The following is a 23,157-nucleotide window of genomic DNA, read 5'->3' as shown; positions in this document are numbered from 1 at the left end:
GGAAGAGAAAATGCCTTCATTTGATATCGTTTCAGAAGTAGATGTGGCTCAATTAAAAAATGCGGTGGATAATGCGAATCGTGAACTAGAGCAACGTTTTGATTTTCGTGGTGTAAAAGCAAGTTTTTCATTTGAAAAGGGCGTCGCTAAGCTCAATGCTGAATACGATACTCAATTACGTCAGTTACTCGATATACTACGTACTAATGTCATTAAGCGTGGTATAGAAGCGAGTTCAATGGACACCGAAACGGCAACACATAGCTCTAAATCATGGTCACAAACGATAAAATTCAAAGAGGGCGTAGATAAAGAAACGGCTAAAAAATTGATCAAGCTCGTTAAAGATAAAAAGTTAAAAGTACAAATTGCACTGCAAGGTGAACAATTGCGTGTGACGGGTAAAAAACGTGATGATTTACAAGCGGTGATGACAGTGGTTAAGGCTGCAGAATTAGGTCAACCTTTCCAGTTTAATAATTTTCGAGATTAATCCTACGAGATAGAGGCTTTTTAAGTAAGAAGGCTTTGTCTGAGGATGAAAAATCGGGATCTAATACCAAAGGAACTAAAAAGGTGATCTGTCTTGCTTGTTGAAATTATCCCTACGCAATACATGAAAACTTAATTAATTCCTTTGGTATAAGTAAGATAGCGCGGTTTACAAAAGGCGTTATCTTACTTAAATAAAGGTGCATGTCATTGCTAATGACATGCATCTAATATGCTTTAATGTTTAATTATAAGGTGTAAGTGTTGCGATCATTTTTGATCTGCAAACGCATCATTTATCTTTTTCTCACCTTGCTTCCATATTTTTTGACTGCTTCCTTTAATACTTTTCCAAGCTTGATCACTTTTATCCGAACTTTTATCAAGTAACTCTTTCGAGCTCTCTTTGCCTTCTATCCAAACATCACTGCTTGCTTCAAGGCCTTTATCTATCCACTTTTTTGAACTTTTTTTACTTTTTTCCCAAGCCTCTTGACTGACATCGACACTTTTATCGAGCAATTTTTTTGAGCCCTCTTTACTTTTGTTCCAAGCTTGTGCACTAACATCAATACTTTTATCTAACAATTTTTGTGAACCTTGCTTACTATCTTCCCAAGCGTCTTTACTGACATCTTTACCCGCATTCCACAGTTGTTTACTTTTATCTTTACTTTGTTGCCAAACTTTAGCACTGGATGTTTTGATATCATCCCAGCTAGCTTGATCTTGCTGCGCGTAGGAATGACTTGAAAAAGAGAAGAGAAGTAAGCTACTGAGTAATAATTTGAATTTTTTTAGCATATTGTGCGTCCTTAAGAGTAAAAAAGAAGGAAGAATTTAAGCATTGTTATCTTATTTGTATTTGATTGATTTGTACATTGATATAAACTACTGTCTATATAAACAGTTTAAATTGCATCTAGGTATTGTGCAATATAAAAGGTATCAAAACAGAGAGATAATAGATGAAACTCTACATTGCAGAAAAACCAAGTTTAGGCCGTGCAATAGCGCAAGCATTACCTAAACCGCATCGAAAAGCCGAGGGTTGTATTCATGTGGGTAATGGCGATATTGTGAGCTGGTGTATTGGGCATTTATTAACACAAGTGGATCCTGAAGATTATCAGGAGGCGTTTAAAAAGTGGAAGTTTGAACATTTACCGATCATTCCGGAACAGTGGAAACTTAAATCGGTAGCGAGAACACGAAAACAGCTTTCTGTTTTAAAAAAATTGATCAAACAAGCGGATCAATTGATCCATGTTGGCGATCCTGATAGAGAAGGGCAGTTGTTGGTTGATGAAGTGATCCACTTTAGTGGCGTACGCGCAGCCAAACTTAAGCAGGTGCAGCGTTGCCTGATCAGTGATTTAACGCTCAATGCAGTAAAACGCTCCTTACAAAGTTTACGCTCTAATCAAGAGTTTATTGCATTATCAACATCCGCTTTAGCAAGAACGCGAGCGGACTGGCTATATGGTTTAAATTTAACGCGGGTGTATACACTACAAGCTCAAAAATCGGGATATAAAGGCGTGATATCAGTCGGGCGTGTACAAACGCCATTGCTTGGCTTAGTGGTGAGGCGCGACCTTGAGATTGAGCGTTTTGTCAGCAAACCATTTTATGAGGTTGAGGCGCATTTAGAGGGCTCGCAACAAAATGCACTGGCACTGTTTACGGCTAAATGGAAGCCGAGTGCGGCCTGTCAGCAATATCAAGATGCAGAAGGGCGCGTGATTGTAAAAGGGCTGGCAGAAAATGTGGCGCAACGAATAACAGGTCAAGATGCCATCGTTAAAGAATTTTCGGCTAAAAATAAAAAACAAACACCGCCTTTACCTTATAATCTTTCAGGGTTGCAAATTGATGCTGCCAAACGTTATCACTACAGTGCGCAGCAAGTATTAGACGTTTGCCAAACGCTCTATGAACGTTATCAGTTAATTACTTATCCGCGATCTGATTCGCGCTATCTCCCTAATAATCACCATCAGCAGGCCCCCTCAATAGCCCGTGCCATTACGCATAACACATCAACATTAAGTGCGGCGGTAGCGGGTGCAGATTTGTCTATAAAAGGGCGCGCATGGAATGACGCCAAAGTGGATGCTCATCACGCTATTATTCCAACAGACAGCCATAAATCGCTAAGCAGTTTGGATCAAATGTCACAAAATATTTATTATTTAATTGCGCGCCAGTATTTGTGTCAGTTTTACCCGGATCATACATATGCGCAATGCGTTGCAGAGATAGAAATTAATAAAGGCTTGTTTGTGAGCAAGGCGAAAGCGAAGTTAGAAGACGGCTGGAAAGTGTTATTTAATACACAAGAAAAAGACACTTTTCTACCTAATTTGAGCAAAGGGCAACGTTTATTTTGTAATAAGGGGCAGGTAATAGAAAAAAATACGCAGGCACCTCAGCATTTTAATGATGCGACGTTACTTGCTGCAATGAGTAAGATCTCCCGATACGTTAAAGATAAAGGTCTGAAGGGGATTTTAAAAGACACGGATGGCCTAGGTACGGAAGCGACGCGTGCTGGTATTATTGAATTATTATTTAAGCGTCAATTTTTAAAGCGCGTAGGAAAAACGATTGAAGCGAGTGAGGTTGGGCGAAAGCTAATTGAGAGCCTGCCGGAATTATTAACCTTACCGGATATGACGGCACAATGGGAAATGCAGCTTAATGCCATCAGTTTAAAAAAGCAGAGTTACAATGGCTTCATTGTCCCACTAGAAAAACAGTTGAAAATAATAATAGATAAAGCGATAAAGGATGGACCTCAAGCATTATCGCAGTTGCCATCGACGGGGGGAACGTTTAAAAAAACATATCGGAAAAAACGCGGTGTCGCGAATAAAAAAAGGTGAGTTAGTCAAAAATAAAGGGATTAAAGAGCGATTTTAGGTTGTTTGTGTTAATTTATTTTAAAAAGTTTTGTTACCTTTTTCTGTGTTTATAAAAAGAGTGCTATCGTTTGGGTGCGTAGTAGACGCTTGAAGTGTGTGCTAAGTCCTTTTTGGGTATCTCACTTGCATTCATCATTAGCTCATCTAATTACTCTGCAGCCACCTTTACTTCTGTGTTTAAGCCCTGAAATTATCTATTTTAAAAACGATTGAGCGCTAAAATCATCCCTGTAAGTTCCGCATAATATCTATTGAAATCAATATTACTTTTAAGATGTAAAGATAAAGACTTACCCCGAAAATCACAAGCATATTTAATGCCAATTTTAAGCAAAAAAGGGCGTTAATGGCAAATTCCTGACAATATTGTGAGTAATGGCGTATAATAAACCACCTATATCCTCATTAACTAAAAATAGTTGCTGAGGATGAACGTATTTACCTTGATATTTAGTGAATGAATTAAGGTTTAAATATATCTTCATTTCTTCATTTCTACATATCTTCATTTCTACATTTCTACATTTCTACATTTCTACATTTCTACATTTTCACATTTCTACATTTCTACATTTCTACATTTTCACATTTTCACATTTCTACATTTTCACATTTCTACATTTCTACATTTCTACATTTCTACATTTCTACATTTTCACATTTCTATATTTCTATTGTTTAACCCTTTTAAAGGGAGTGTTTTATGCCCTTTAAAATAATATCCATATATTAAAAGGAATTAAGATGAAAATTACCATTATTGGCGCGGGTAATGCCGGTTCAGCGTGTGCATTTATGGCCGCAGAAGCTGGGCACCAAGTCAGTTTGTTGAAAACTTCGAAACATATAACGCATGATGAACATTTTGAGACAATGATCCGGAATAAAGGGATATATTGTATTGATAACACCAAAAAAGGGCATTTTACTAATAGTGAGGAGGACGTGCCCAAAACTTTCCAAGCATTACATTTGATAACTCGAGATATTAAACTTGCCATCAAAGGCGCCGATGTAGTGATGATTTTTATTCAAACAACATATCACCGCGCTTTAGCATCAAGGATTGCAAAATATTTTACAGATGGACAGTTGATAATTTTAATACCAGGCTATGCTTGTAGTCTTTATTACCAACAGTACTGCACTAGTAACCCTATCTTCTCAGAAGGGGAATCAACCCCCAATGATGCAAGAATAGTAGCGCCGGGCACGGTAAAAGTTTTATTTAAAAATGTTAGAAACACCTTGGCATTTTACCCCGCATCGCGAACGATCGAAGGTATGAAAATAGCCTCTCGTATGTTTCCTGCTTATGATATTAAAATGGGTGATGTACGCAAAAATATATTTGAGTCTGCATTGCATAATCCCAATATTATTGTGCATACGATTGGTCAGTATGTGATGTACCCCATGCTTGCATATTATAACAAATATCATCCTAAGGATGCACCCTCCATGTATCGAGATGCGCTTTCGACGGAAATGGCATGGCAGATGATCGATAAATTGGATGCAGAAAAGATGGCGGTTTTAAGCGCGTTAGGTTGCAAGCCTATTTCTTATCTTAATGCCTGTTTATTTAGAAATGAAGAGGATCTAAGCCAAGATCCAAGAGCTGTATTTGAAAACTATAAAATATCGGCACCTGCAGGACCTTATCAATTCGATAACCGTTATGTCACAGAGGATGTGCCTATGGGCCTCGTTTTATTATCCTCGCTTGGGAAAAAATTCGAAATCGATATGTCTATGTGTGATCATTTGATAAGCATGTGTGCGGGCATTTTAAAAACCGATTTTTACAAAGAAGGGCAAACGTTGGCATCGTTAGGCTTAGAAGATTTATCGAAGGAGGAGTTGTTGCACTTTATCGGTTCATCATTGAGCGAAAAACATCAGGAGGCTGAATTAACTGACCGGTTAATTGAGTGTTACGCATAGCGCTATTTTTTAAGATTAAATAATAGCGCTATGCGTAAGCGCCTTTTTAAAATAAAGGTGCTTACGCTATTGGCCTCTTAACGGCGACGTTTACGTTTACGCGCTTTTTTCTTTTCGACTTTATTCTCTGCTTGCTCTGCCATCAGTTTTGCGACCGCTACTTTTTCAACGGCAGCCATAGCAGGGGTTTCGATACTTAATGGGCCTAATGCGCCAGCGCGTAGCTCATTGAGTAAGATGGTGGATACTTTATAGATATCAAAATGCCCGCCAGCACGCAGACAGCCACGACGAACAGCAATGGCTTCCATGAGTTCATGATCTGTTTCAGGCACTTCAGCAAGCTCGTAGCGTGCTTTAAGCCTCTCTGGATAATTCTTGATCAGGTACTCTGCGGCGTAATAGGCAATATCTTCATATTCAATGGCCGTATCCTTGATAGCCCCTGTGATCGCAAGGCGGTAGCCTGAATCTGCATTTTCAATTTTAGGCCAAAGAAACCCAGGTGTATCAGAGAGCATAATGCCACTGGGTAAACGTATGCGTTGCTGATTTTTGGTAACGGCAGGTTCATTACCTGTTTTTGCAATGATCCTATCGGCGAGAATATTAATGATCGTCGATTTACCCACATTTGGAATACCCATGATCATGGCGCGGATCTGTTTACCTTGGGTGACTTTATTGGGCAACATTTTTTGGCATAGCTTGGTAATTTGATGCACTTGCTCAGGTTTTAATGTACTGATAGAGAGTGCTTTAATACCTTGCTCTTCTTCTAAATAAGATATCCACTCAGCCGTGATCGCAGGATCGGCCAGATCTGCTTTATTTAATACTTTAATACAAGGTGTATTTTCACGGATACTCGCAATTAAAGGATTTTCACTACTGTAAGGAATACGTGCATCGACGACTTCAATGATAATATCAACCTGTGGTAGCACTTCTTTGATTTGCTTATGCGCTTTGTGCATATGCCCAGGGAACCATTGGATGTTAGCTTTACTCATTTGATTTTAAAACCTTTTGTTCATTGCGCTTGCCTTGTGTACAGGCTGATTGATCATTTGCGGCGCTAAAAATAGAATGCTTACAGACAGTTTAACTGATGATCTTGCAGAGATACATTTAATTACGTAAATAGACGCGTCAATATACAAGATCGCTGCGTTTTTTTAAGTGTGCTTCATATTATTTTACTTCAGCTATTCACTCGTAACGAGACACGGGTTAAAATAGGTCTCTTTTAAAAATATAATGGCAAAGGTGTTATGGCTTATATTCCAAATAACTATAAAAGTCTTGAAAATGATTATCGGGATAAAGCATTAAAGCTATTTCCTTGGGTATGTGGGAAGTGTACGCGAGAGTTTGTGTATTCCAACCTACGAGAACTCACTGTGCATCACTGCGATCATGATCATGCAAATAATCCTGCAGATGGGAGTAACTGGGAATTGTTATGTATTTATTGTCACGATCATGAGCATGATAAATACACGCAAGCTGACTTATACGGAAGCACCGTGCAAGCGGGTGATGATTTACAAGCGGGAGGGACCTATAACCCCTTTGCTGACCTAATGAGTAAAATGAAAAAATAAATGCACTTATTTAAAGCGTAAGAAACCAAAGGATAAACACTTGCTTTCTTACGCTCTCTTTAGATTTCTTCTCGCTCAATCGAGATGACGACGCGTCTATTTTGTATTCTACCTAATATATTGCTGTTGTCTGCCACATGATGTTTCTCGCCAAAGCTCGCCACTTGAATTTTATCACTTTGCATCCCAATTTCTTTTAAATAACTTTTAATCGCTTCAGCGCGTTTTGTTGATAATGCCATATTATGAGATTCTGTCCCATAGGCATCAGAATAACCCGATAATAAGATCACACTAATATTTTCGTCATATTGAATATAATCCCCGATCATTTTTAAGCGTTTTTTGGAAAATGTATCGAGTTGTACGCCATTTTTGGCATATTTAAGAATGCTGTAAGCAATATCATCAAAATTATAAGGTAATAAATTAGAAATACAGTTATTAAATTCATCATAACTTTTTAAGAAATTAACAGAGGATAATCCTACACTGGTGATCTGCTCACTGTTGTACCAATCTTTAAAATAAAAAGTGGGGTATTGGCCAGATTCTAGCTCGTTGAGCATGCGCCATGCTTTTTGCTGGGTAACATAACCATCAAATTGTTGATAAAACTTTATTTTTGAGATTGGTGTGGGTGGCGTGCCGGGTTGCCACATAGGGGGGACCGAGATAAGCGTTGCCATTGTTGTTTTAGGCATTGGTTGCTTACTTTCTAAAACAAAATTAAGGTTGATTTTTTTACTCGCGCGCACGTCGAAATGTGCTTCACCATAGCGTGGAATAGGGTGTTCAAGCGTGCATTGGATTGGCGTAGACGTTGAAACATACCAGAGCGAATTATCGAGATTGGCATAATACGTTTTATTGACGGCATAGCTCGAATGGAAGCCACAGAGCAGAGTCAGTACTATTATTTTTCTCATAAATTTGCTCACAGTTTAAGAAGTCGTAATATTTATCGGCACTAGGTTAGATTTCTTTAGTTTAATTTCACTTGTTTTGGCATAATATGTTTTTTTTTGTGTATGAGTCTTTTATGGAAAATATATTAGCTAAGCGTTTTAGGGGATACTACCCCGTTATCATCGATATTGAAACGTCAGGATTAAATTCACAAACGGACGCTATATTAGAAATCGCAGCCATATTTCCTGCCATGGATGAGCAGGGCTATTTATATAGCGCGCAAACAATACACTTTAATGTGCAACCTTTTGAAGGTGCGAACATGGATCCTAAAGCGCTTGAATTTACGGGGATAGATCCTTTTAATCCTCTTCGTGGCGCCATTGATGAAAAAGAAGTATTGACAGAAATATTCAAATTGGTGCGTAAACATCAAAAAATTAATGATTGTAATCGTTCTATTTTAGTGGCACATAACGCAGCCTTTGATCAAGGTTTTATTAATAAAGCCAGCGAACGATGTAATTTCAAACGGATCCCGTTTCATCCTTTTGTGTGTTTTGATACTGCGAGTATGGCTGGATTGATGTTAGGGCAGACTGTATTAGCCAAAGCCTGTGAGCAAGCGAATATTGATTATAATAATGAAGAGGCACATTCTGCGTTATATGACACACAAGTGACGGCAGATTTGTTTTTTTATATGGTGAATAAATTGAAAGCACTAGGCGGGTGGCCTGTTTAATAAGTTAAGTAAGGGGTTTGCCCTTACTTAACTTATTTTTTAAAGAGCGAGGCATACAAAGCGTGCTGGACGCATTTATTCAGCCGTTTTTGTTGCTTCTTTAATTATAGGTTGTAGTTCACCCGTTTGGAACATTTCTAAAATAATATCACAACCACCAATTAATTCGCCGTCAACCCAAAGTTGAGGAAAAGTTGGCCAGTTAGCGTATTTAGGTAACTCTGCACGGATATCTGGATTAAGTAGGATATCAACGTAGGCAAAAGGGGCGCCACATTGCATTAATGCTTGTGATGCTTGTGATGAAAAACCACAGTTTGGTAATTTTGGTGAGCCTTTCATGTATAAGATGACGCTATTGTCACTAAGTTGCTTTTTGATTTTATCTAAGGTTTCCATTTTTATATCCTAATTTGATTTTTGAGGATTGTACCTAATAATAGAAGGTAAAAAAACATTATTATTATTAAGGATAATAGAATAATATAAAAAAGGAATTTGACATAGATCAATTTATTGACGAGAATTGCACTGTTCATTTATTTATATTTATATTGGAGAGAAGATTATGGCTTTTGAATTACCTGCATTACCTTTTGCAAAAAATGCGCTAGAACCACATATTTCAGCAGAGACATTAGAGTTTCATTATGAAAAGCATCATGCAACGTACGTGCTTAAACTAAATGGTTTAGTCGAAGGTACTGAGTTTGAGAGTCAATCATTAGAAGAGATTGTTAAAACGACCAGTGGCCCAATGTTTAATAATGCGGCACAGGTTTGGAACCATACTTTCTATTGGAACTGTCTAGCGCCTAATGCCGGCGGCGTTGCAACGGGTGCTATCGGAGATGCGATTGTTAAACAATTTGGATCTTTTGAAAAATTCCAAAGCACTTTTAATGATAAAGCCGTTAATAACTTTGGTGCGTCATGGACTTGGTTAGTTAAAAAAGCAGACGGAACACTTGAAATCGTTAATACTTCAAACGCAGGAACGCCTTTAACTGACGATTCTGTGACTGTATTATTAACCGTAGATTTGTGGGAACACGCATATTACATTGATTATCGTAACGTACGTCCTAACTACTTAAATGGTTTTTGGGCATTAGTTAATTGGGACTTCGTGAATAATAACTTCGCGTAACTCTTATTTTTAATGAAAAGAAGCCTTACTTTGTAAGGCTTTTTTATAGGAACTGATTCTGACTGATTAATTTTTGCACGCCACTTTGAATGCGAAAATAATAATTCTCTACCTGCTTAAAGAACAACGCCATCATAATAACCCCACCGAAAAAAGCCAGAAATAAGACAATAATAAGGATCTTTAAATTGGTTTCTTGATAAGCATGGAATACATTTAATATCTTATCTTGCTCCAGGGTGATACGTAAATATCCTAACTTTTGTCCATCATTATAAAGCTCAATGACATAGGGCATTAGACCGGATGTATTGGTTGCTTGATTGTCTAAATCCAATAATTTAGTTAAAGAAAGCGATTTTTTTGAGTGATAAAGTACGCGTCCGAATTGATTGTAAAGTGTCGCATCTCGCACCATTGGATCATGACTTAAATCGTCAATGAGTAATTGTAGTTCTTTATCTTTATGCGCTAGTAAATGACGCACCGCTTCTGATCCTGCCAAGTTAGTTAACGAATATGAAAACTTTTCAGTTTGTTGCTGGCGAATGTTGTTAGCACTATTTCTCAACATAATCAATTGATAAGTAAGGGTTAATATTATAATTAATAGCCCTCCATATTGTAATGTCCGTAATAATAAATGCATTTTTTTTTGCATCCGTACTCCTTTTTTAAGCTTGCAATCGGTGATCGCAATCGCTATCTTACGATATTATAGATAATAAAGTTAGGGGCTGTACTGTGAATATATTAGAAAAACCTCTTTTTCCGAAACAAGCGCAAAGCTTATTAGCATGGAAAGCATCATTAACAACGCAATTTTTAGGGATAGACACACTCTTTTATAGTGCCTCCACACTTTCGTTTCAAAGCCCCAATCGTTTTGTAAAAGAAGCGGAACTTATCGTTATGGGTAAACACTTTACGACGGAGCAATTGCAATCATTATTGAATATACTGAGCGCTCATAATATTAGTTGCGTGCAGTTATGCGTTCCTGAAAAGATAGCTGATATTACAGGAATTCGTCTTTTATTAAATAGCTTTCCGTCGACATTAAAACAAAGTTTAGATAAATTTGTGCAGCAAGTAGCATTGGATTTTGCATTACGTCATTGTTTTCCTGACTTTTCTAAGCCAGGCTTAGTGTTAATGGATATGGACTCAACGACTATTCAAATTGAGTGTATTGATGAAATGGCGCGCTTGTATGGTGTTGGCCTCGAAGTTTCAGCGATAACCCATGAGGCTATGCTGGGGAAAATCGATTTTAATAGCAGTTTACGCACTCGGGTGAGTAAACTAAAAGGTGCCCCTTTAAGCTTACTTAAAAAAGTGGCCGATAGCATGCCCTGGATGCCCGGTGTTGAAATTCTTATCACTCAACTACATGATGCAGGCTGGAAAGTTGCGATAGCCTCAGGAGGCTTTCATTATTTTGCAGATCGCTTGCAAGAGGATTTGGGGTTCGATTTTTGTATTGCCAATCATCTGGAAGTAGAAAATGGGCTATTAACAGGTAATGTGGTCGGTGAAATCATTAATGCACAAGTTAAAGCGCGCACATTAGTGCAATTAACGACACAATATGATTGTTTGCCGACACAAACGATCGCGATAGGTGATGGTGCTAATGATCTTTTGATGTTACAAGCCGCGGGCTTAGGCATTGCATTACATGCAAAACCGATAGTACAACAGCAGGCGCATTGTGCATTAGTGCATTTAGACTTACAAGGCGCGCTAGTGTTGTTGGCGCTAACGCGTATCTGTAAATGGTGTTAAAGCGCAGCGCTGATTTTCGTTTTAGCAACGTTCCTAGATAGTTTAGGATAATTTTGTAGGGTTTGCTGAGTACGATCTGTTATCTCAATTAAAGCGCAAATATTAAGTAACTCGTTCTCTAATTGTTGTTTTAAATGTAAAGAAAAAGCTTCGATATTGTGGCTTTGTTTTTCAATTTCAATTAAACGAATAGGATCTAAAAATACTAACTGGTAATGCACCGCATAAAAAGTGGTATTTTTGTGGGCGGGATAAATGACCGAAAGTTTATCTTGTAGCGAGCTAAAATCTTCTTCTAGATAACTTTCATAAGTATACTGAGCGTCTTTATTTAAGGTTTGGTTAATATAAATAAAGGCTTCTTTTTCTGTTTCATTATCATCAAATGGTTGGTTAATCAGCGCATTATGAAGCTCGCCTTGTATAATCGATGCGTAGTTCACGTTATCATTAGAGACTTCAAAAAGAGGATATAAAGAGCCTGCCATTGTTTCTACACATGAAAATTGGATCTTGGCTTTACCGCTAGCCTTGCTTAAAAAGAAAAGGGGACTGATGAAACTTTGTTCAACAAGGTGCATGATCTCTTTTTGCTGAGAGTTAGGTATTTGAGTTAAACGCATATTATTTTTTTGTAACGTATGCAATAACGAAGGAATACTTTCTTTGTTCATTTTATAACGCACTAAATGTAATGTTTTAGGGGCCGTTATTTTAATGATTTTATAGTATAAGTTCTGGGCTTTCTTTTTCTTGAGTGGATGTGAACTTTGCGGTAATTGAATATAGACATTATCTCCCACGTTAAAGTTATGCTCTTCTTCGAGTCTTAGCTTTAATCCTGACATTGAAACATTCACAGTTAATGCACTATAGAGCTTATCTTTAAAATAAAGCTGTATGTTATCTTTATAAAAATAACGTCGCTCGGTACGTTTACTTTTTTCATCAAGCGTTAATAATATCTCTTCTTTATTGTTATTTTTGCGATGCACAAAATGATTGAGCTTTGATAAAATCGAAATGTCAATTTTTTGGGGAGCCGCTAAAGCACAATGCTCTGTGATCATCTGTAACGTGGCGATGTGAGAGACTTTATATTTTTCTTGTGTCGTTTCAGGATCTAAAACAACATATTTCTCATCTTTGTTTGCATATTCATAAGGGCGAAGACTTAAGTGAAAGACTGACCAATTATCTTTATTTCGGCCATAATCAATAAATATTTTTTTTAAACCGAGTTCATTGAGCTCTTCATCGGTTGCCGATAAAAGGTAGTTTTTACCACCCGTTTGATGGGTAAAACTATATAACGTGGTGGTGGCATTCTTTTTTGCAAAGGTGAGTAGCTTAGCTAAGCGTAACTCATTAAAGAGTAAAGGTAATTGATTATTATCAGCACATTGCCATTTATCTAATATCTCTTGGTTATTTTGATTATTCAAAGAGAATAAAAAAGGCGATGCCGAGGCGCTATTTAGATAAATAGGCAAAATACTCATATGTTGAGTATAACTTTGCTTGAGTACTTTTTCTTTGACCAGTTGATAGTCGTAATGCACATCCATTTTGTATTTTGATTTGTTTTCAGTAATAAAATCATCCAAAAAACGCACAAAGTCGGATTGCTCATCCGCATAATTGAGATATAAATAAAACTTATGCTGTTGCGTTTCTTTTTTTATAAACTGATAATTGATCTTTTCAGAAAGAATAGCATTGGCATAATCAGACTTTAAACCTAAAAAAGTCACGCTGATCATTTCATGTTGTTTAAAATTAAGCCCTTCATTGAGTTTTATTTTAAGCCCGTCGGTCGAGATATCACAGGTTTGAGCAAGGTATGTTTCACCTTGGAGCACAATCGAGATATCTGAAACAAAGTACATGCGTGCACTACTTCGAGAGCGTTGATGGCTAAACTGTACAAGCTCTGCCAAATAAGTGATATCGGGTGCTTTTGGTTCTTGCAAGATCACCTTTTGCTTTTGTTCTCCAATCGCGTTATAGACCGCCTCAAAAGCACCCACACTGTAGCAACCATAAAGGGCAATGTTTGTGCATAAAACGCGAATACATTGTGGAGGCAAGTAGTGATCAAGGTTTTCGTGGCTAAACTTTTGGCATTCTTCAGGGACTCTGTGGCGTAGATCAATAAGGCGTTGGCAAGGTTTAGTTAGGCGTGCGAGTTCCATTTTTATCAGGAATTTATCACTGTTAGTCTCATCACTTAAGATGCGTTCAACTAGACCATTAAAATCTTTTTCATTACGTAATGCGATGAGCTGTTGTAGCTGCGCCTGATGATCCTTTAAATCCATACCGTGTGACTCCCATGTCGATGCGTCGGCTTGTGATAAGTGTAACGATAATGATGCAAAATGTTTACTTATATTTAGCAATTTATAAACAATGAGAAACGACTTACAGAAAATAAAAGACTGTAATTAATGCCGATCGTTGATTTTTAAAGGTCTCCATCGATTTTGATTTTAAAAAATATTTTTATATATATTTATATAAAAAAGAGCGGGGTATTTATTCCCGCGTTTATTAGGTTAATTTTATTTATTTCTTTATTCAGGATCAATATTGATGAGTTGTGATATTTCTCGGTTTAATAAACTTTCATCGGCTAAATTGAGTTGAACTAAGCGTTTAATATGTGAAATACTTTCTAAACTAAGGGCAATAAACTTTATCCCTAGACAGGTTTTTTCTTGGTGACAAACTACACTTTTAATGCGTAATTCTACGTCAGAATTCTCGAATTTAAGATTAAATTGTAACGCTTTATTGTCATGATCTTGCCATTGGTCAGGACGTTTTATTAATGCGCCATTTAATGAAATATCGAGTAATTCACTGTTCCATTGTGTTTCTTGAGTGTCCACTTTCTCGCTTAAATAACAGTGGCCCGAGAAAGATATCCTTGAAAATTTACGTCTTTCTGACATGATTTTTTCCTACTAAGTTAACTAGAGATCTATTTGCTAATATGCTCTGGTGCATTGATATTACAAATATACTGTTTGTATATCATAGGTAATTGCTGACAAATAAGCGATTTACCAAGGACATTATTTTCGATAATGAGTGTTAAAATAAGATCTAGATCAAATTCTTCTAGTGCAGGTTTAGAAATCGGAAAATAACTAATATGCCAAGGCTCTCTGGCGACACCTCCTTGATAAGTACGATAAGGCAAATAAAATCCAAATTTTTGCATGTTTTCATCTAACCAAGCGCATAAATCATAAAAATAACCACCTTGATCATACTCCGCGGTTTTTAATTGTAAGGTTTGTTGCGCAGGTAATTGCTTAACATCATAAATATCAAAGTCAGTCCCCCAATGATGGCGACTGGCACCGGGTAAAGCAGACCAGTGTAAAATGGAAAATAATTTATCTAAATCAGACAGCGTGGCCTTTAAAAGAGGGCGTTCATTTTTATCTAAAATAGCAACATTACCACCAAATTTATTATTCCAAATATTTTTTTGGCGCTCAAAAGATCGAAATCCACTGGCAATGTGAAGCTCAAAACCGGCTTCTTTTGCACTTTGTTGTAAAGCGAGAAAAGGCAATTTCACATCATGGTGAAGATAGATGTTTTTGTGTAATTGGGTCAAATGTGAGGTGACTTGACCTGTTAATTGCGTTTTTAGCATAATAACTTCTCTAAAATGCGTTGATAGATAAGCGTTAATTGCTCAACATCATTAATATTAACATTCTCATCTATTTGATGAATACTGCCGTTACACACACCAAGTTCAACGACTTGTGCGCCTGTTGGAGCAATAAAGCGCGCATCAGAGGTGCCTCCACTGGTTGATAACTCTGTTTTAAGGCCATTTATTTCAAAAATAGCGTCGCTCACGGCATCCGTTAAGTAGCCGGGCGTAGTGATAAAGGGGCTACCGTTGTAAGTCCAGTTAATTTCATAGTTGAGTTGATGTTTATCTAAAATCGCTTCTAGGCGCGCGCTTATTTGCTCGCTATTTAATTGCGTTGAATAGCGAAAGTTGCACTGTAGCTGTGCATCACCTGGCACCATATTACTCGCCCCCGTACCGGCATTAAATTGGGTGATTTGAAAACTGGTGGGTGGGAAATAAGCATTACCGTTATCCCACATTTCATTGCTAAGCTCAGCAAAGGCGCTTAAACAACTGTGAATGGGGTTTTTAACTAAGTGCGGGTAAGCAACATGGCCTTGTTTGCCTATAATACGAATATCGGCAGTGAGTGAGCCTCTGCGCCCATTTTTAATCACATCTCCGACTTGCTCCGTACTGCTGGGCTCTCCCACAATGCAATAGTCAATTTTTTCATTACGTTTTTCTAAACAATCAATAACGCGCGTTGTACCATTGATAAAAGGTCCTTCTTCATCACTGGTAATAAGCATTGCAATAGAGCCTTGGTGATCTTGATGTTGTGCAATAAATTGTTCAACGGCAATCATAAAGGCGGCTATCCCGCCTTTCATATCGGCAGTGCCACGCCCATAGAGCTTTCCATCAGACTCGGTTGCTTGAAAAGGGGGGAACTTCCATAAATGCTCTGGACCCGTTGGTACAACATCTGTATGGCCTGCAAAGCAAAATAAAGGGCTTTGCGTACCGCGACGCGCCCATAAATTGAGTGTATCTTCAAAATGCATGACTTCACATGTAAAGCCTAACTTTTCAAGACGCTCAATGAGTAGCGTCTGACAGCCCGCATCATTGGGCGTCACAGAGGGGCGGTTAACGAGGTTTTTAAGTAATGAAATTACGGGGCTGCTGCGCATAGGGATCCCTTTATAAAGTGAATAAAGATTGGTATTGAGCTTCTTTAAAGCCAAGCAGGTGCGCATCATTGTGCAGCAAAAGCGGGCGCTTTATCAATGTTGGAAATTCTAAAAATAGGCTAAGAATATTATCTTGATTGAGATTGTCTTTTTGCTCAGTGCTTAAGGCGCGGTAGCTGGTACTGCGTTTGTTGAGGAGTTCCTGCCAAGTAAAACGTTCTAAAAATGATTGTAGCAGTGCTTCATCTAAACCTTGTTTACGGTAGTCATGAAAGGTAAAAGGAATGGCTTGTTGGGTCAGCCATTTTTGTGCTTTTTTGATACTATCGCAATTAGGGATGCCGTATAAAATTGTTTTCATGATAAGTCTGCTCTAAATTGTATTGAGCTTCAATATATCAAGTTTTAGGAATGCGAGAAACTAAAAGAGCCAGTAAACTGGCCCTTTTTAAACAAATAAGTACAAGGTGACTTATTTGATGATTTTTAAAACAGGATCAACGGCCACTTCTACGTTACCAGACATTTTTTGTAGCTCTTTAAGCTCATCCATGTTTGAGATAACAACAGGTGTTAAGATTGATTTTGCATTTGCTTTTAAGAATTCAAGATCAAATTCGATGATAGTATCACCGGCTTTAACTTTTTGGCCTTCTTGTGCAATACGCGTAAAACCTTCGCCTTTTAATTCTACGGTATCAATACCGAAATGTACGAATAATTCAACACCGCTATCAGATTCAATAGAGAACGCATGGTTTGTTTCAAAGATTTTACCAATTTCGCCGTCACAAGGAGCAACCATTTTGTTGCCTGTAGGACGAATTGCAATACCATCACCGACGATTTTTTCTGCAAAAACAACGTCTGGAACATCTTCGATAGCAACAATTTCACCTGACAAAGGTGCAATGATATCAATTGTTTGTTCAGTGCTTGTATTGCCGCTCATTGCTTTTTTAATTGAGTCAAAAAAACCCATGGTGTAACTCCAAATTTTATTAATAGGTATCTATTATAATACCATGTTAAATATATGATGTGTAAAGAACAAAGTGTAAACGGGTAGTGAAACAATGATCCTTACCCGTTTATATAATTAGCTAATGCCTTTTGCTTTGTTAAAGTCATTAACTAATGTTTCAATTTCAGCTGCGGTTGCGACAGATAATGCTTTATCTGCTAACGCTTTTACTTCTGAAAATTGTGTGTTACGAATGATTTTCTTAACCGCTGGAATAGAAATAGCGCTCATTGAAAATTCATCTAAGCCCATACCGAGTAATAACAAGGTAGCACGTTCGTCGCCTGCAAGCTCACCACACATACCCGTCCATTTACCGGCAGCATGTGAAGCATCAATAACGGTTTTAATAATCGTTAAGACAGAAGGGCTCATTGGGTTATAAAGCGCAGATATCATTTCGTTACCACGATCAACGGCAAGTGTGTACTGCGTTAAATCATTGGTACCAATACTAAAGAAATCAACTTCTTTGATCAAGTGGTGAGCAATGGCCGCCGCCGCTGGTGTTTCAATCATAACACCGACTTGAATGTCTTTATCAAAGGCTTTGCCTTCAGATGTTAATTCCGCTTTTAACGTATCTACAATGATTTTCAGTTTACGAATTTCTTCAACTGAAATGATCATAGGGAACATAATACGGATAGTACCGAATGCTGATGCACGTAATAATGCACGCAGTTGCGGGTTCATTATTTCAGGGCGATCAAAACAGATACGAATTGCACGCCAGCCTAAGAAAGGATTCATTTCTTCAGGAAGATTTAAGTAAGGTAAGTCTTTATCACCACCAATATCCATGGTGCGGATAATACAAGCTTTACCCTCCATCGCTTCTACGACATCTTTATAAGCTAAAAATTGCTCATCTTCAGTGGGTAGACGATCTCTATCCATAAATAAGAATTCAGTGCGGTACAGACCAACACCTTCTGCGCCATTACGTTTTGCACCGTCGGTATCTTTAACGTTACCGATGTTTGAGCAAACTTCTACTTGATGACCATCAAGCGTGATAGCGGGAAGATCTTTTAATTTAGCAAGCTCGTCTTGTTCTGCAATGAAATCACTTTTTAATTTTTTTGCTGCACTTAATTCAGCGTCTGAAGGATTAATAATAATATTATTATTAATCGCATCTAAGATGATCATATCGCCATTTTTAACACGTTGCGTAATGTCGGTAGTACCCACAATCGCTGGAATTTCTAAAGAGCGAGCCATGATAGAAGTATGTGAAGTACGACCACCGATATCGGTGATAAAACCTAATACTTTATCCAAATTGATCTGAGCTGTTTCAGAAGGGGTTAAATCATTAGCAATTAAAATTACTTCATCTTTGATATTGCTAAGGTTAACAATATTGATACCCAAAACATTTTTAAGTAAACGCATGCCGATATCACGAAAATCCGCTGCGCGTTCACGCAAGTAAGGATCTTCTAATGCTTGTAACATCGCCGCATTTTCTTCTACAATTTGGTGGATCGCATAATCTGCAGAGCAGTTATGTTTCTTAATGTAAGAGACGATATCTTCTTCTAGCTCTTCATCTTCAAGGAGCATGATATGACCTTCGAAGATAGCTTCTTTTTCTTCACCAAATGTTTCTAAGGCTTTTTGTTTAATTACTGTCAGTTGTGCGGAAGCTTTTCCGCGCCCAGTTAGGAAACGGCTAATTTCCAGGTCAATATCATCAACTTTTCCCGTATTAAGAGAAATTTCTTCTTCTTTTAATAACAACGCTTTCGCAAAGGTTATGCCGGGAGATGCAAGAATGCCAGATATCATAATCAATCCTTTAAAATACAAACTAAAAATCTAAATACTTTTTTACGCATAAAACACAGTTCTGCAAGCAAAGCTGTGTTTTATCTCAATGCAACTAGACTAATGTTGCCATTAATTCAACTAAAGCATCAACTGCTTTTTGCTCATCAGCGCCTTCAGCTTTGATGTTAACAGAAGTACCTTGAGTAAGGCCTAATGTTTGTAGTTTAAAAAGACTTTTTGCACTTGCAGATTTGCTGCCGACTTCAACAGAGATATCTGAAGCGAATGTTTTAGCTTCTTTAACAAATTGAGCTGCTGGACGAGTATGTAGGCCATTCGGCGCAGTGATAGTTACAGTTTTTTGGTACATGGGAACACCTTAAGTAAAAAAAATTAATGCGATAATGAGACTAAAAGAAAGCCTCACTACCACGAAGAATAATATTGGTCTTATTAAAATAACTAAAAATGAACACAAAGATTTTAATCTAGGTCAAATTTTTAGTCACAAGTTTGAGATAAGCGTAAATATATTTTTTACGCTTATGACGTAGAGCAATATTCAAAAGTTGTTAAATAATCCTTAATTACTTAAGACAGGTCAATCTGTTTTTTACTTTTATAAGTAAAAAAGAGCAAAGAATTAAAATGCTGACTGTTTTTTAGGCATAAAACATTTATTTTTTACAAATAAAAAAAATTATCATTATTTGTACTTTCTTTTACTCTCTTTTTTGCTACATTTTTGCAACATTTATATTTTTTTTAGAGGGTTATTCTTCGCCAATCCCAGAAAAAAGCACTGTTGATAGGTAGCGTTCACCAGAACTTGGTAAAATAACCACGATATTTTTATCTTTAAATTCGTCTAATTTAGCTAAACGAGCGGCCGCTACAACGGCAGCGCCTGATGAAATTCCAGCTAAAATACCTTCTTTCTCCATTAATAATCGCGCCATCTCGATGGCTTCTTCATTACTGACGGTTTCGACGCGATCAACTAATGACAAGTCTAAGTTTTTAGGGATAAAGCCGGGGCCAATACCTTGAATTTTGTGTGGTCCGGGTTGTATTGTATCACCTCGGAGTGTTTGGCTTATGACAGGTGAGTCCGCAGGCTCAACAGCAACGCTTATAATCGCTTTGCCTTGTGTTTGCTTAATATAACGGCTTACACCCGTTAGAGTGCCACCAGTTCCAACTCCTGCAACAAAAACATCTATATTGCCATCCGTGTCGTTCCAAATTTCAGGGCCCGTGGTGGTTTCATGAATTTGTGGGTTAGCTGGATTTTCAAATTGACGTAAAACTAAATATTTATCGGGATCTTGTTGGGCGAGGGCTTCTGCTTTTTCTATCGCCCCTTTCATACCTAATGCGCCTTCGGTTAGGACTAATTTTGCACCTAAGCCTAGCAGTAATTTACGGCGCTCGATACTCATGGTATCTGGCATCGTTAATGTGATCGAATAACCACGAGAGGCTGCAACAAAAGCCAGTGCAATGCCTGTATTACCGCTTGTTGCTTCAATTAATTCAATACCTTTTTTTAATGTGCCATTTTTTTCAGCTTCCCAGATCATATTGGCGCCAATACGGCATTTCACACTAAAACTTGGGTTACGACTTTCTATTTTAGCAAATACATTGCCACCAGTAACATTATTTAAACGTACTAGAGGGGTATTACCAATTGTTTGTGAATTATCGGTGAAGATCTTAGTCATTGAATTTCCTATACATTAAAGATATTGGGTAAAGGTAAGCATAACCTAAGTTTAAAAGTGGCAAACTAATATTTGATTATAAGATATAGCTATTTTGATGGGTGTTGATAATTGGTGCGCTTAGCACGCGTTTTTAATCTTTAGCGAGTAGTAAAGATAATATTGTAGGGTATGTTCTAAGAAAGTGCTAAAAACGCGTTTCGAAGCCAAGTAGGGTGGTGCTATCGCCAAAACCTGGGATCTCACTATTAGAGATAATAAGTTTTATTCGGCTGTTTTCTCCAGTTTGAAAACTAACGCCTGCTCCAAGAGAAAGATCATAGTCATTTATATCGACTTGTCTTGTATTACTAATATAGTTATACAGTGCATGATCAGCCGATAAATTGCTTAGATAATCGAGCGAAGGATCGGATAGGCGACCAAACACTTCAAATTGAAAGCCTTTCTTATGATCATTAATAAGCGGGATAGAGAACGCACTAGAGTGTAAAACATCTTCACGTTTTTTGGCTTTTCTTAACGTCACGACGTTATAAAAAGATCCCAATACATCACTAATGTAAGTGTAGGTGTTTTTAGGCAATGCATACAACGAGTCCAGTGTAGTGCGTGGTACTTTGTTATCAATAGCATTACTTTGTTGGAATTCTACTTGCAAAGCATTGGCGGGGATCGCCTTTGCAAAGCAATTAAAAGAGAAAAATAATGTAATGAGTAATAATGCTTGTAACATACGTCCCTCTTTTTATAGATGTAATGGCACTTAGTGGCCAGTTAAAAATTGTAAATAATGATGTAGCTTTTGCAATATTTCTATTTTTGCCACATCGTTTTGATGCTCCAATGCAAGCGCATCAATTTTTTCAATATATTGCTGAGTATTGTCGAGAACATAAGCTTGGCATTCTCTTGCCCACTTATCTTGCTCTTCTTCACTCATCGTTTCAGGCGCATTACGCGCTCGATAATGCCATAAGAGTGTTTTTAAACGCGCATCATTAAAATGAAACGTTTTATTTGCCAGTACTTGCCAGTTACTGTGTTTCACGTCTTCAATTTGTTGCTTATCTTCTTGGTTAAAGAAGCCATGGTACAACATCTCTTCGGCGCACAGTCCTTGTTTTGGCGCGTGTGCTGTATTATAGACTGCATATAGCTTATCGACCAGTGCCAAATTTTCTTTAATGAAATTTAATGATTTTCTGCATTGAATTCTATCAATACCTAATTCATCCGCTCTCGATTCAGATAATGTTTTTGCAGGAGAAACAAAAGGGCATTTATTTAAATGTATAAGCTTTAGAGCCGGTCTTGTGATCCCTTCGGGTAAATCGATTGTTTTGCTGTACATATATTGGCGTATTTGTTCAACCGATAAACTTTCTAAGTTAGTTAAATCTTTTGCTAAATCGACAACAATGACTGCATTTTTATTGGTGGGGTGCATACAGATGGGCAAAATGTAAGAGATACACCCCTGCAAAGCGGGAAACATGCCAGAAACATGCATAAGAGGGGTAAATGATCCCACTTTTAACGTTTCTAAGACCGTTTTTTTATTGCGTAAATTAAAATAATAGTTATATAGCTTAGGTTGCTTCTCTTTAATTAACTTAGCAACGGCAATCGTTGCATAGACATCTGACATTGCATCATGGGCTTGATCATGTGCAAGTGCGTTTTCTTTACTTAATAATTCTAAACGAAAAGAGGGAACATCGTCGTTATCAACGGGCCAATTGATCCCTTCGGGACGTAATGCGTAACAAGCACGTACCAGATCGATAATATCCCAACGTGAATTACCATTTTTCCATTCGCGTTGGTAAGGATCTGCAAAGTTACGATATAACGTAAAACGGGTGACTTCATCATCAAAGCGAATATTGTTATAACCGACAACACACGTGTTAGCTTGGCTAAATTGCTGATTAATATTGTCAATAAATTCATTTTCAGGAATACCATGTTGTAACGTTTGTTGCGGGGTGATCCCCGTTATTAAACAAGCAACTGGCTCGGGCAAATAGTCTCGAGGGATCTGACAAAACCATTCATCTTTCTCTGCAATAATATTAAGATCGAGATCGGTGCGGATCCCCGCAAACTGAGACGGTCTGTCATTACCTGGGCTGAGCCCAAATGTTTCGTAATCGTGCCAGTATAAAGTGGGCTCGTTGTTGGTATTTACCCATGTCGGTTTTTGTTGTGTTTTTTCCATTGCAGGCCTCAAATCCTCTATACTTCTTATCATTT

23 protein-coding genes are annotated in these 23,157 nt (G+C 37.6%); 7 read left to right on the top strand and 16 right to left on the bottom strand.

What is annotated here, in order from left to right; genetic code table 11:
* Positions 1–10 precede the first annotated feature (10 nt).
* A complete protein-coding gene (locus tag PCNPT3_RS07415) occupies positions 11–493 on the top strand; it encodes a YajQ family cyclic di-GMP-binding protein (RefSeq protein ID WP_015465258.1) in 483 nt (160 codons plus the stop codon).
* Positions 494–762: 269 nt separating this feature from the next.
* Here the strand turns inward: PCNPT3_RS07415 and PCNPT3_RS13545 are convergent, their stop codons facing one another.
* Complete coding sequence (locus PCNPT3_RS13545; protein WP_015465257.1) at positions 763–1,296, bottom strand: hypothetical protein; 534 nt, start codon at positions 1,294–1,296, stop codon at positions 763–765.
* Positions 1,297–1,460: 164 nt separating this feature from the next.
* Between PCNPT3_RS13545 and PCNPT3_RS07405 the strand changes: the two genes are divergently transcribed.
* Both PCNPT3_RS07405 and PCNPT3_RS07400 read left to right on the top strand, forming a co-directional pair.
* Positions 1,461–3,380: a DNA topoisomerase III gene (locus PCNPT3_RS07405; RefSeq protein WP_015465256.1), complete on the top strand. Its 1,920-nt coding sequence runs from the start codon at positions 1,461–1,463 to the stop codon at positions 3,378–3,380.
* A 783-nt stretch (positions 3,381–4,163) separates the two neighbouring features.
* On the top strand, positions 4,164–5,366 hold the full coding sequence (locus PCNPT3_RS07400) for an NAD/NADP-dependent octopine/nopaline dehydrogenase family protein (protein WP_015465255.1): 1,203 nt from the start codon (positions 4,164–4,166) through the stop codon (positions 5,364–5,366).
* A 77-nt stretch (positions 5,367–5,443) separates the two neighbouring features.
* Here PCNPT3_RS07400 and ylqF read toward each other — a convergent pair whose 3' ends face one another.
* Entirely contained in the window at positions 5,444–6,379 is a 936-nt protein-coding gene (gene ylqF / locus PCNPT3_RS07395; RefSeq protein ID WP_015465254.1) for a ribosome biogenesis GTPase YlqF, read from the bottom strand.
* A gap of 261 nt (positions 6,380–6,640) precedes the next feature.
* Between ylqF and PCNPT3_RS07390 the strand changes: the two genes are divergently transcribed.
* A complete protein-coding gene (locus PCNPT3_RS07390; protein ID WP_015465253.1) occupies positions 6,641–6,973 on the top strand; it encodes a YajD family HNH nuclease in 333 nt (110 codons plus the stop codon).
* 59 nt (positions 6,974–7,032) lie between these two features.
* On the opposite strand, the gene PCNPT3_RS07385 is transcribed toward PCNPT3_RS07390, so the two are convergent.
* Complete coding sequence (locus PCNPT3_RS07385; protein ID WP_083900327.1) at positions 7,033–7,902, bottom strand: flagellar protein MotY; 870 nt, start codon at positions 7,900–7,902, stop codon at positions 7,033–7,035.
* Positions 7,903–8,015: 113 nt separating this feature from the next.
* Between PCNPT3_RS07385 and rnt the strand changes: the two genes are divergently transcribed.
* Positions 8,016–8,630 (top strand): ribonuclease T, encoded by a 615-nt coding sequence (gene rnt / locus PCNPT3_RS07380; protein ID WP_041771466.1) that lies wholly within the window; start codon positions 8,016–8,018, stop codon positions 8,628–8,630.
* A gap of 75 nt (positions 8,631–8,705) precedes the next feature.
* Here the strand turns inward: rnt and grxD are convergent, their stop codons facing one another.
* Complete coding sequence (gene grxD, locus PCNPT3_RS07375; protein ID WP_015465250.1) at positions 8,706–9,029, bottom strand: Grx4 family monothiol glutaredoxin; 324 nt, start codon at positions 9,027–9,029, stop codon at positions 8,706–8,708.
* 169 nt (positions 9,030–9,198) lie between these two features.
* On the opposite strand from grxD, the gene PCNPT3_RS07370 reads away from it, so the two are divergent.
* Positions 9,199–9,780, top strand: a complete 582-nt coding sequence (locus PCNPT3_RS07370; protein WP_015465249.1) for a Fe-Mn family superoxide dismutase — start codon at positions 9,199–9,201, stop codon at positions 9,778–9,780.
* Between the two features lie 43 nt (positions 9,781–9,823).
* Here PCNPT3_RS07370 and PCNPT3_RS07365 read toward each other — a convergent pair whose 3' ends face one another.
* Complete coding sequence (locus PCNPT3_RS07365; protein WP_015465248.1) at positions 9,824–10,441, bottom strand: AhpA/YtjB family protein; 618 nt, start codon at positions 10,439–10,441, stop codon at positions 9,824–9,826.
* An 83-nt stretch (positions 10,442–10,524) separates the two neighbouring features.
* On the opposite strand from PCNPT3_RS07365, the gene serB reads away from it, so the two are divergent.
* A complete protein-coding gene (gene serB / locus PCNPT3_RS07360; protein WP_015465247.1) occupies positions 10,525–11,568 on the top strand; it encodes a phosphoserine phosphatase SerB in 1,044 nt (347 codons plus the stop codon).
* Here the strand turns inward: serB and PCNPT3_RS07355 are convergent.
* The 11 genes from PCNPT3_RS07355 to sbcB form a co-directional block, all read right to left on the bottom strand.
* On the bottom strand, positions 11,565–13,970 hold the full coding sequence (locus tag PCNPT3_RS07355; protein WP_156801512.1) for a PilZ domain-containing protein: 2,406 nt from the start codon (positions 13,968–13,970) through the stop codon (positions 11,565–11,567). The genes serB and PCNPT3_RS07355 overlap by 4 nt on opposite strands.
* Before the next feature lie 174 nt (positions 13,971–14,144).
* Positions 14,145–14,525, bottom strand: coding sequence for a PilZ domain-containing protein (locus PCNPT3_RS07350; RefSeq protein ID WP_015465245.1), 381 nt, complete (start codon positions 14,523–14,525; stop codon positions 14,145–14,147).
* Positions 14,526–14,554: 29 nt separating this feature from the next.
* Positions 14,555–15,241, bottom strand: a complete 687-nt coding sequence (locus PCNPT3_RS07345; protein WP_015465244.1) for a M15 family metallopeptidase — start codon at positions 15,239–15,241, stop codon at positions 14,555–14,557.
* Entirely contained in the window at positions 15,235–16,368 is a 1,134-nt protein-coding gene (gene dapE, locus PCNPT3_RS07340) for a succinyl-diaminopimelate desuccinylase (protein WP_015465243.1), read from the bottom strand. The genes PCNPT3_RS07345 and dapE overlap by 7 nt, the downstream gene beginning before the upstream one ends.
* Before the next feature lie 10 nt (positions 16,369–16,378).
* Positions 16,379–16,729, bottom strand: coding sequence for an ArsC family reductase (locus PCNPT3_RS07335; RefSeq protein WP_015465242.1), 351 nt, complete (start codon positions 16,727–16,729; stop codon positions 16,379–16,381).
* A 111-nt stretch (positions 16,730–16,840) separates the two neighbouring features.
* On the bottom strand, positions 16,841–17,350 hold the full coding sequence (crr, locus tag PCNPT3_RS07330; protein WP_015465241.1) for a PTS glucose transporter subunit IIA: 510 nt from the start codon (positions 17,348–17,350) through the stop codon (positions 16,841–16,843).
* A gap of 117 nt (positions 17,351–17,467) precedes the next feature.
* Positions 17,468–19,189, bottom strand: a complete 1,722-nt coding sequence (ptsI, locus tag PCNPT3_RS07325; protein ID WP_015465240.1) for a phosphoenolpyruvate-protein phosphotransferase PtsI — start codon at positions 19,187–19,189, stop codon at positions 17,468–17,470.
* A 94-nt stretch (positions 19,190–19,283) separates the two neighbouring features.
* On the bottom strand, positions 19,284–19,541 hold the full coding sequence (locus PCNPT3_RS07320) for an HPr family phosphocarrier protein (protein ID WP_015465239.1): 258 nt from the start codon (positions 19,539–19,541) through the stop codon (positions 19,284–19,286).
* Between the two features lie 403 nt (positions 19,542–19,944).
* Complete coding sequence (gene cysK / locus PCNPT3_RS07315) at positions 19,945–20,898, bottom strand: cysteine synthase A (RefSeq protein ID WP_015465238.1); 954 nt, start codon at positions 20,896–20,898, stop codon at positions 19,945–19,947.
* A 187-nt stretch (positions 20,899–21,085) separates the two neighbouring features.
* On the bottom strand, positions 21,086–21,634 hold the full coding sequence (locus PCNPT3_RS07310; protein WP_015465237.1) for a hypothetical protein: 549 nt from the start codon (positions 21,632–21,634) through the stop codon (positions 21,086–21,088).
* Between the two features lie 30 nt (positions 21,635–21,664).
* A complete protein-coding gene (gene sbcB, locus PCNPT3_RS07305) occupies positions 21,665–23,122 on the bottom strand; it encodes an exodeoxyribonuclease I (protein WP_015465236.1) in 1,458 nt (485 codons plus the stop codon).
* Between the last annotated feature and the right edge of the window lie 35 nt (positions 23,123–23,157).

The sequence above is a fragment of the Psychromonas sp. CNPT3 genome, assembly GCF_000153405.2.
Classification (GTDB): domain Bacteria; phylum Pseudomonadota; class Gammaproteobacteria; order Enterobacterales; family Psychromonadaceae; genus Psychromonas.
Note: the sequence above shows the minus strand (reverse complement) of the source record. Positions and strands in the feature narration are given on the sequence as shown.

Bases quoted from the DNA above. Each gene is read 5' to 3' on its own strand.
- crr (WP_015465241.1), bottom strand. From the start codon at position 17,350: ATGGGTTTTTTTGACTCAATTAAAAAAGCAATGAGCGGCAATACAAGC.
- PCNPT3_RS07405 (WP_015465256.1), top strand. From the start codon at position 1,461: ATGAAACTCTACATTGCAGAAAAACCAAGTTTAGGCCGTGCAATAGCG.
- PCNPT3_RS07310 (WP_015465237.1), bottom strand. From the start codon at position 21,634: ATGTTACAAGCATTATTACTCATTACATTATTTTTCTCTTTTAATTGC.
- PCNPT3_RS07370 (WP_015465249.1), top strand. From the start codon at position 9,199: ATGGCTTTTGAATTACCTGCATTACCTTTTGCAAAAAATGCGCTAGAA.
- PCNPT3_RS07320 (WP_015465239.1), bottom strand. From the start codon at position 19,541: ATGTACCAAAAAACTGTAACTATCACTGCGCCGAATGGCCTACATACT.
- ptsI (WP_015465240.1), bottom strand. From the start codon at position 19,189: ATGATATCTGGCATTCTTGCATCTCCCGGCATAACCTTTGCGAAAGCG.
- ylqF (WP_015465254.1), bottom strand. From the start codon at position 6,379: ATGAGTAAAGCTAACATCCAATGGTTCCCTGGGCATATGCACAAAGCG.
- rnt (WP_041771466.1), top strand. From the start codon at position 8,016: ATGGAAAATATATTAGCTAAGCGTTTTAGGGGATACTACCCCGTTATC.
- PCNPT3_RS07385 (WP_083900327.1), bottom strand. From the start codon at position 7,902: ATGAGAAAAATAATAGTACTGACTCTGCTCTGTGGCTTCCATTCGAGC.
- grxD (WP_015465250.1), bottom strand. From the start codon at position 9,029: ATGGAAACCTTAGATAAAATCAAAAAGCAACTTAGTGACAATAGCGTC.
- PCNPT3_RS07400 (WP_015465255.1), top strand. From the start codon at position 4,164: ATGAAAATTACCATTATTGGCGCGGGTAATGCCGGTTCAGCGTGTGCA.
- PCNPT3_RS07365 (WP_015465248.1), bottom strand. From the start codon at position 10,441: ATGCAAAAAAAAATGCATTTATTATTACGGACATTACAATATGGAGGG.
- sbcB (WP_015465236.1), bottom strand. From the start codon at position 23,122: ATGGAAAAAACACAACAAAAACCGACATGGGTAAATACCAACAACGAG.
- PCNPT3_RS13545 (WP_015465257.1), bottom strand. From the start codon at position 1,296: ATGCTAAAAAAATTCAAATTATTACTCAGTAGCTTACTTCTCTTCTCT.
- PCNPT3_RS07335 (WP_015465242.1), bottom strand. From the start codon at position 16,729: ATGAAAACAATTTTATACGGCATCCCTAATTGCGATAGTATCAAAAAA.
- PCNPT3_RS07390 (WP_015465253.1), top strand. From the start codon at position 6,641: ATGGCTTATATTCCAAATAACTATAAAAGTCTTGAAAATGATTATCGG.
- PCNPT3_RS07345 (WP_015465244.1), bottom strand. From the start codon at position 15,241: ATGCTAAAAACGCAATTAACAGGTCAAGTCACCTCACATTTGACCCAA.
- PCNPT3_RS07415 (WP_015465258.1), top strand. From the start codon at position 11: ATGCCTTCATTTGATATCGTTTCAGAAGTAGATGTGGCTCAATTAAAA.
- PCNPT3_RS07350 (WP_015465245.1), bottom strand. From the start codon at position 14,525: ATGTCAGAAAGACGTAAATTTTCAAGGATATCTTTCTCGGGCCACTGT.
- cysK (WP_015465238.1), bottom strand. From the start codon at position 20,898: ATGACTAAGATCTTCACCGATAATTCACAAACAATTGGTAATACCCCT.
- dapE (WP_015465243.1), bottom strand. From the start codon at position 16,368: ATGCGCAGCAGCCCCGTAATTTCATTACTTAAAAACCTCGTTAACCGC.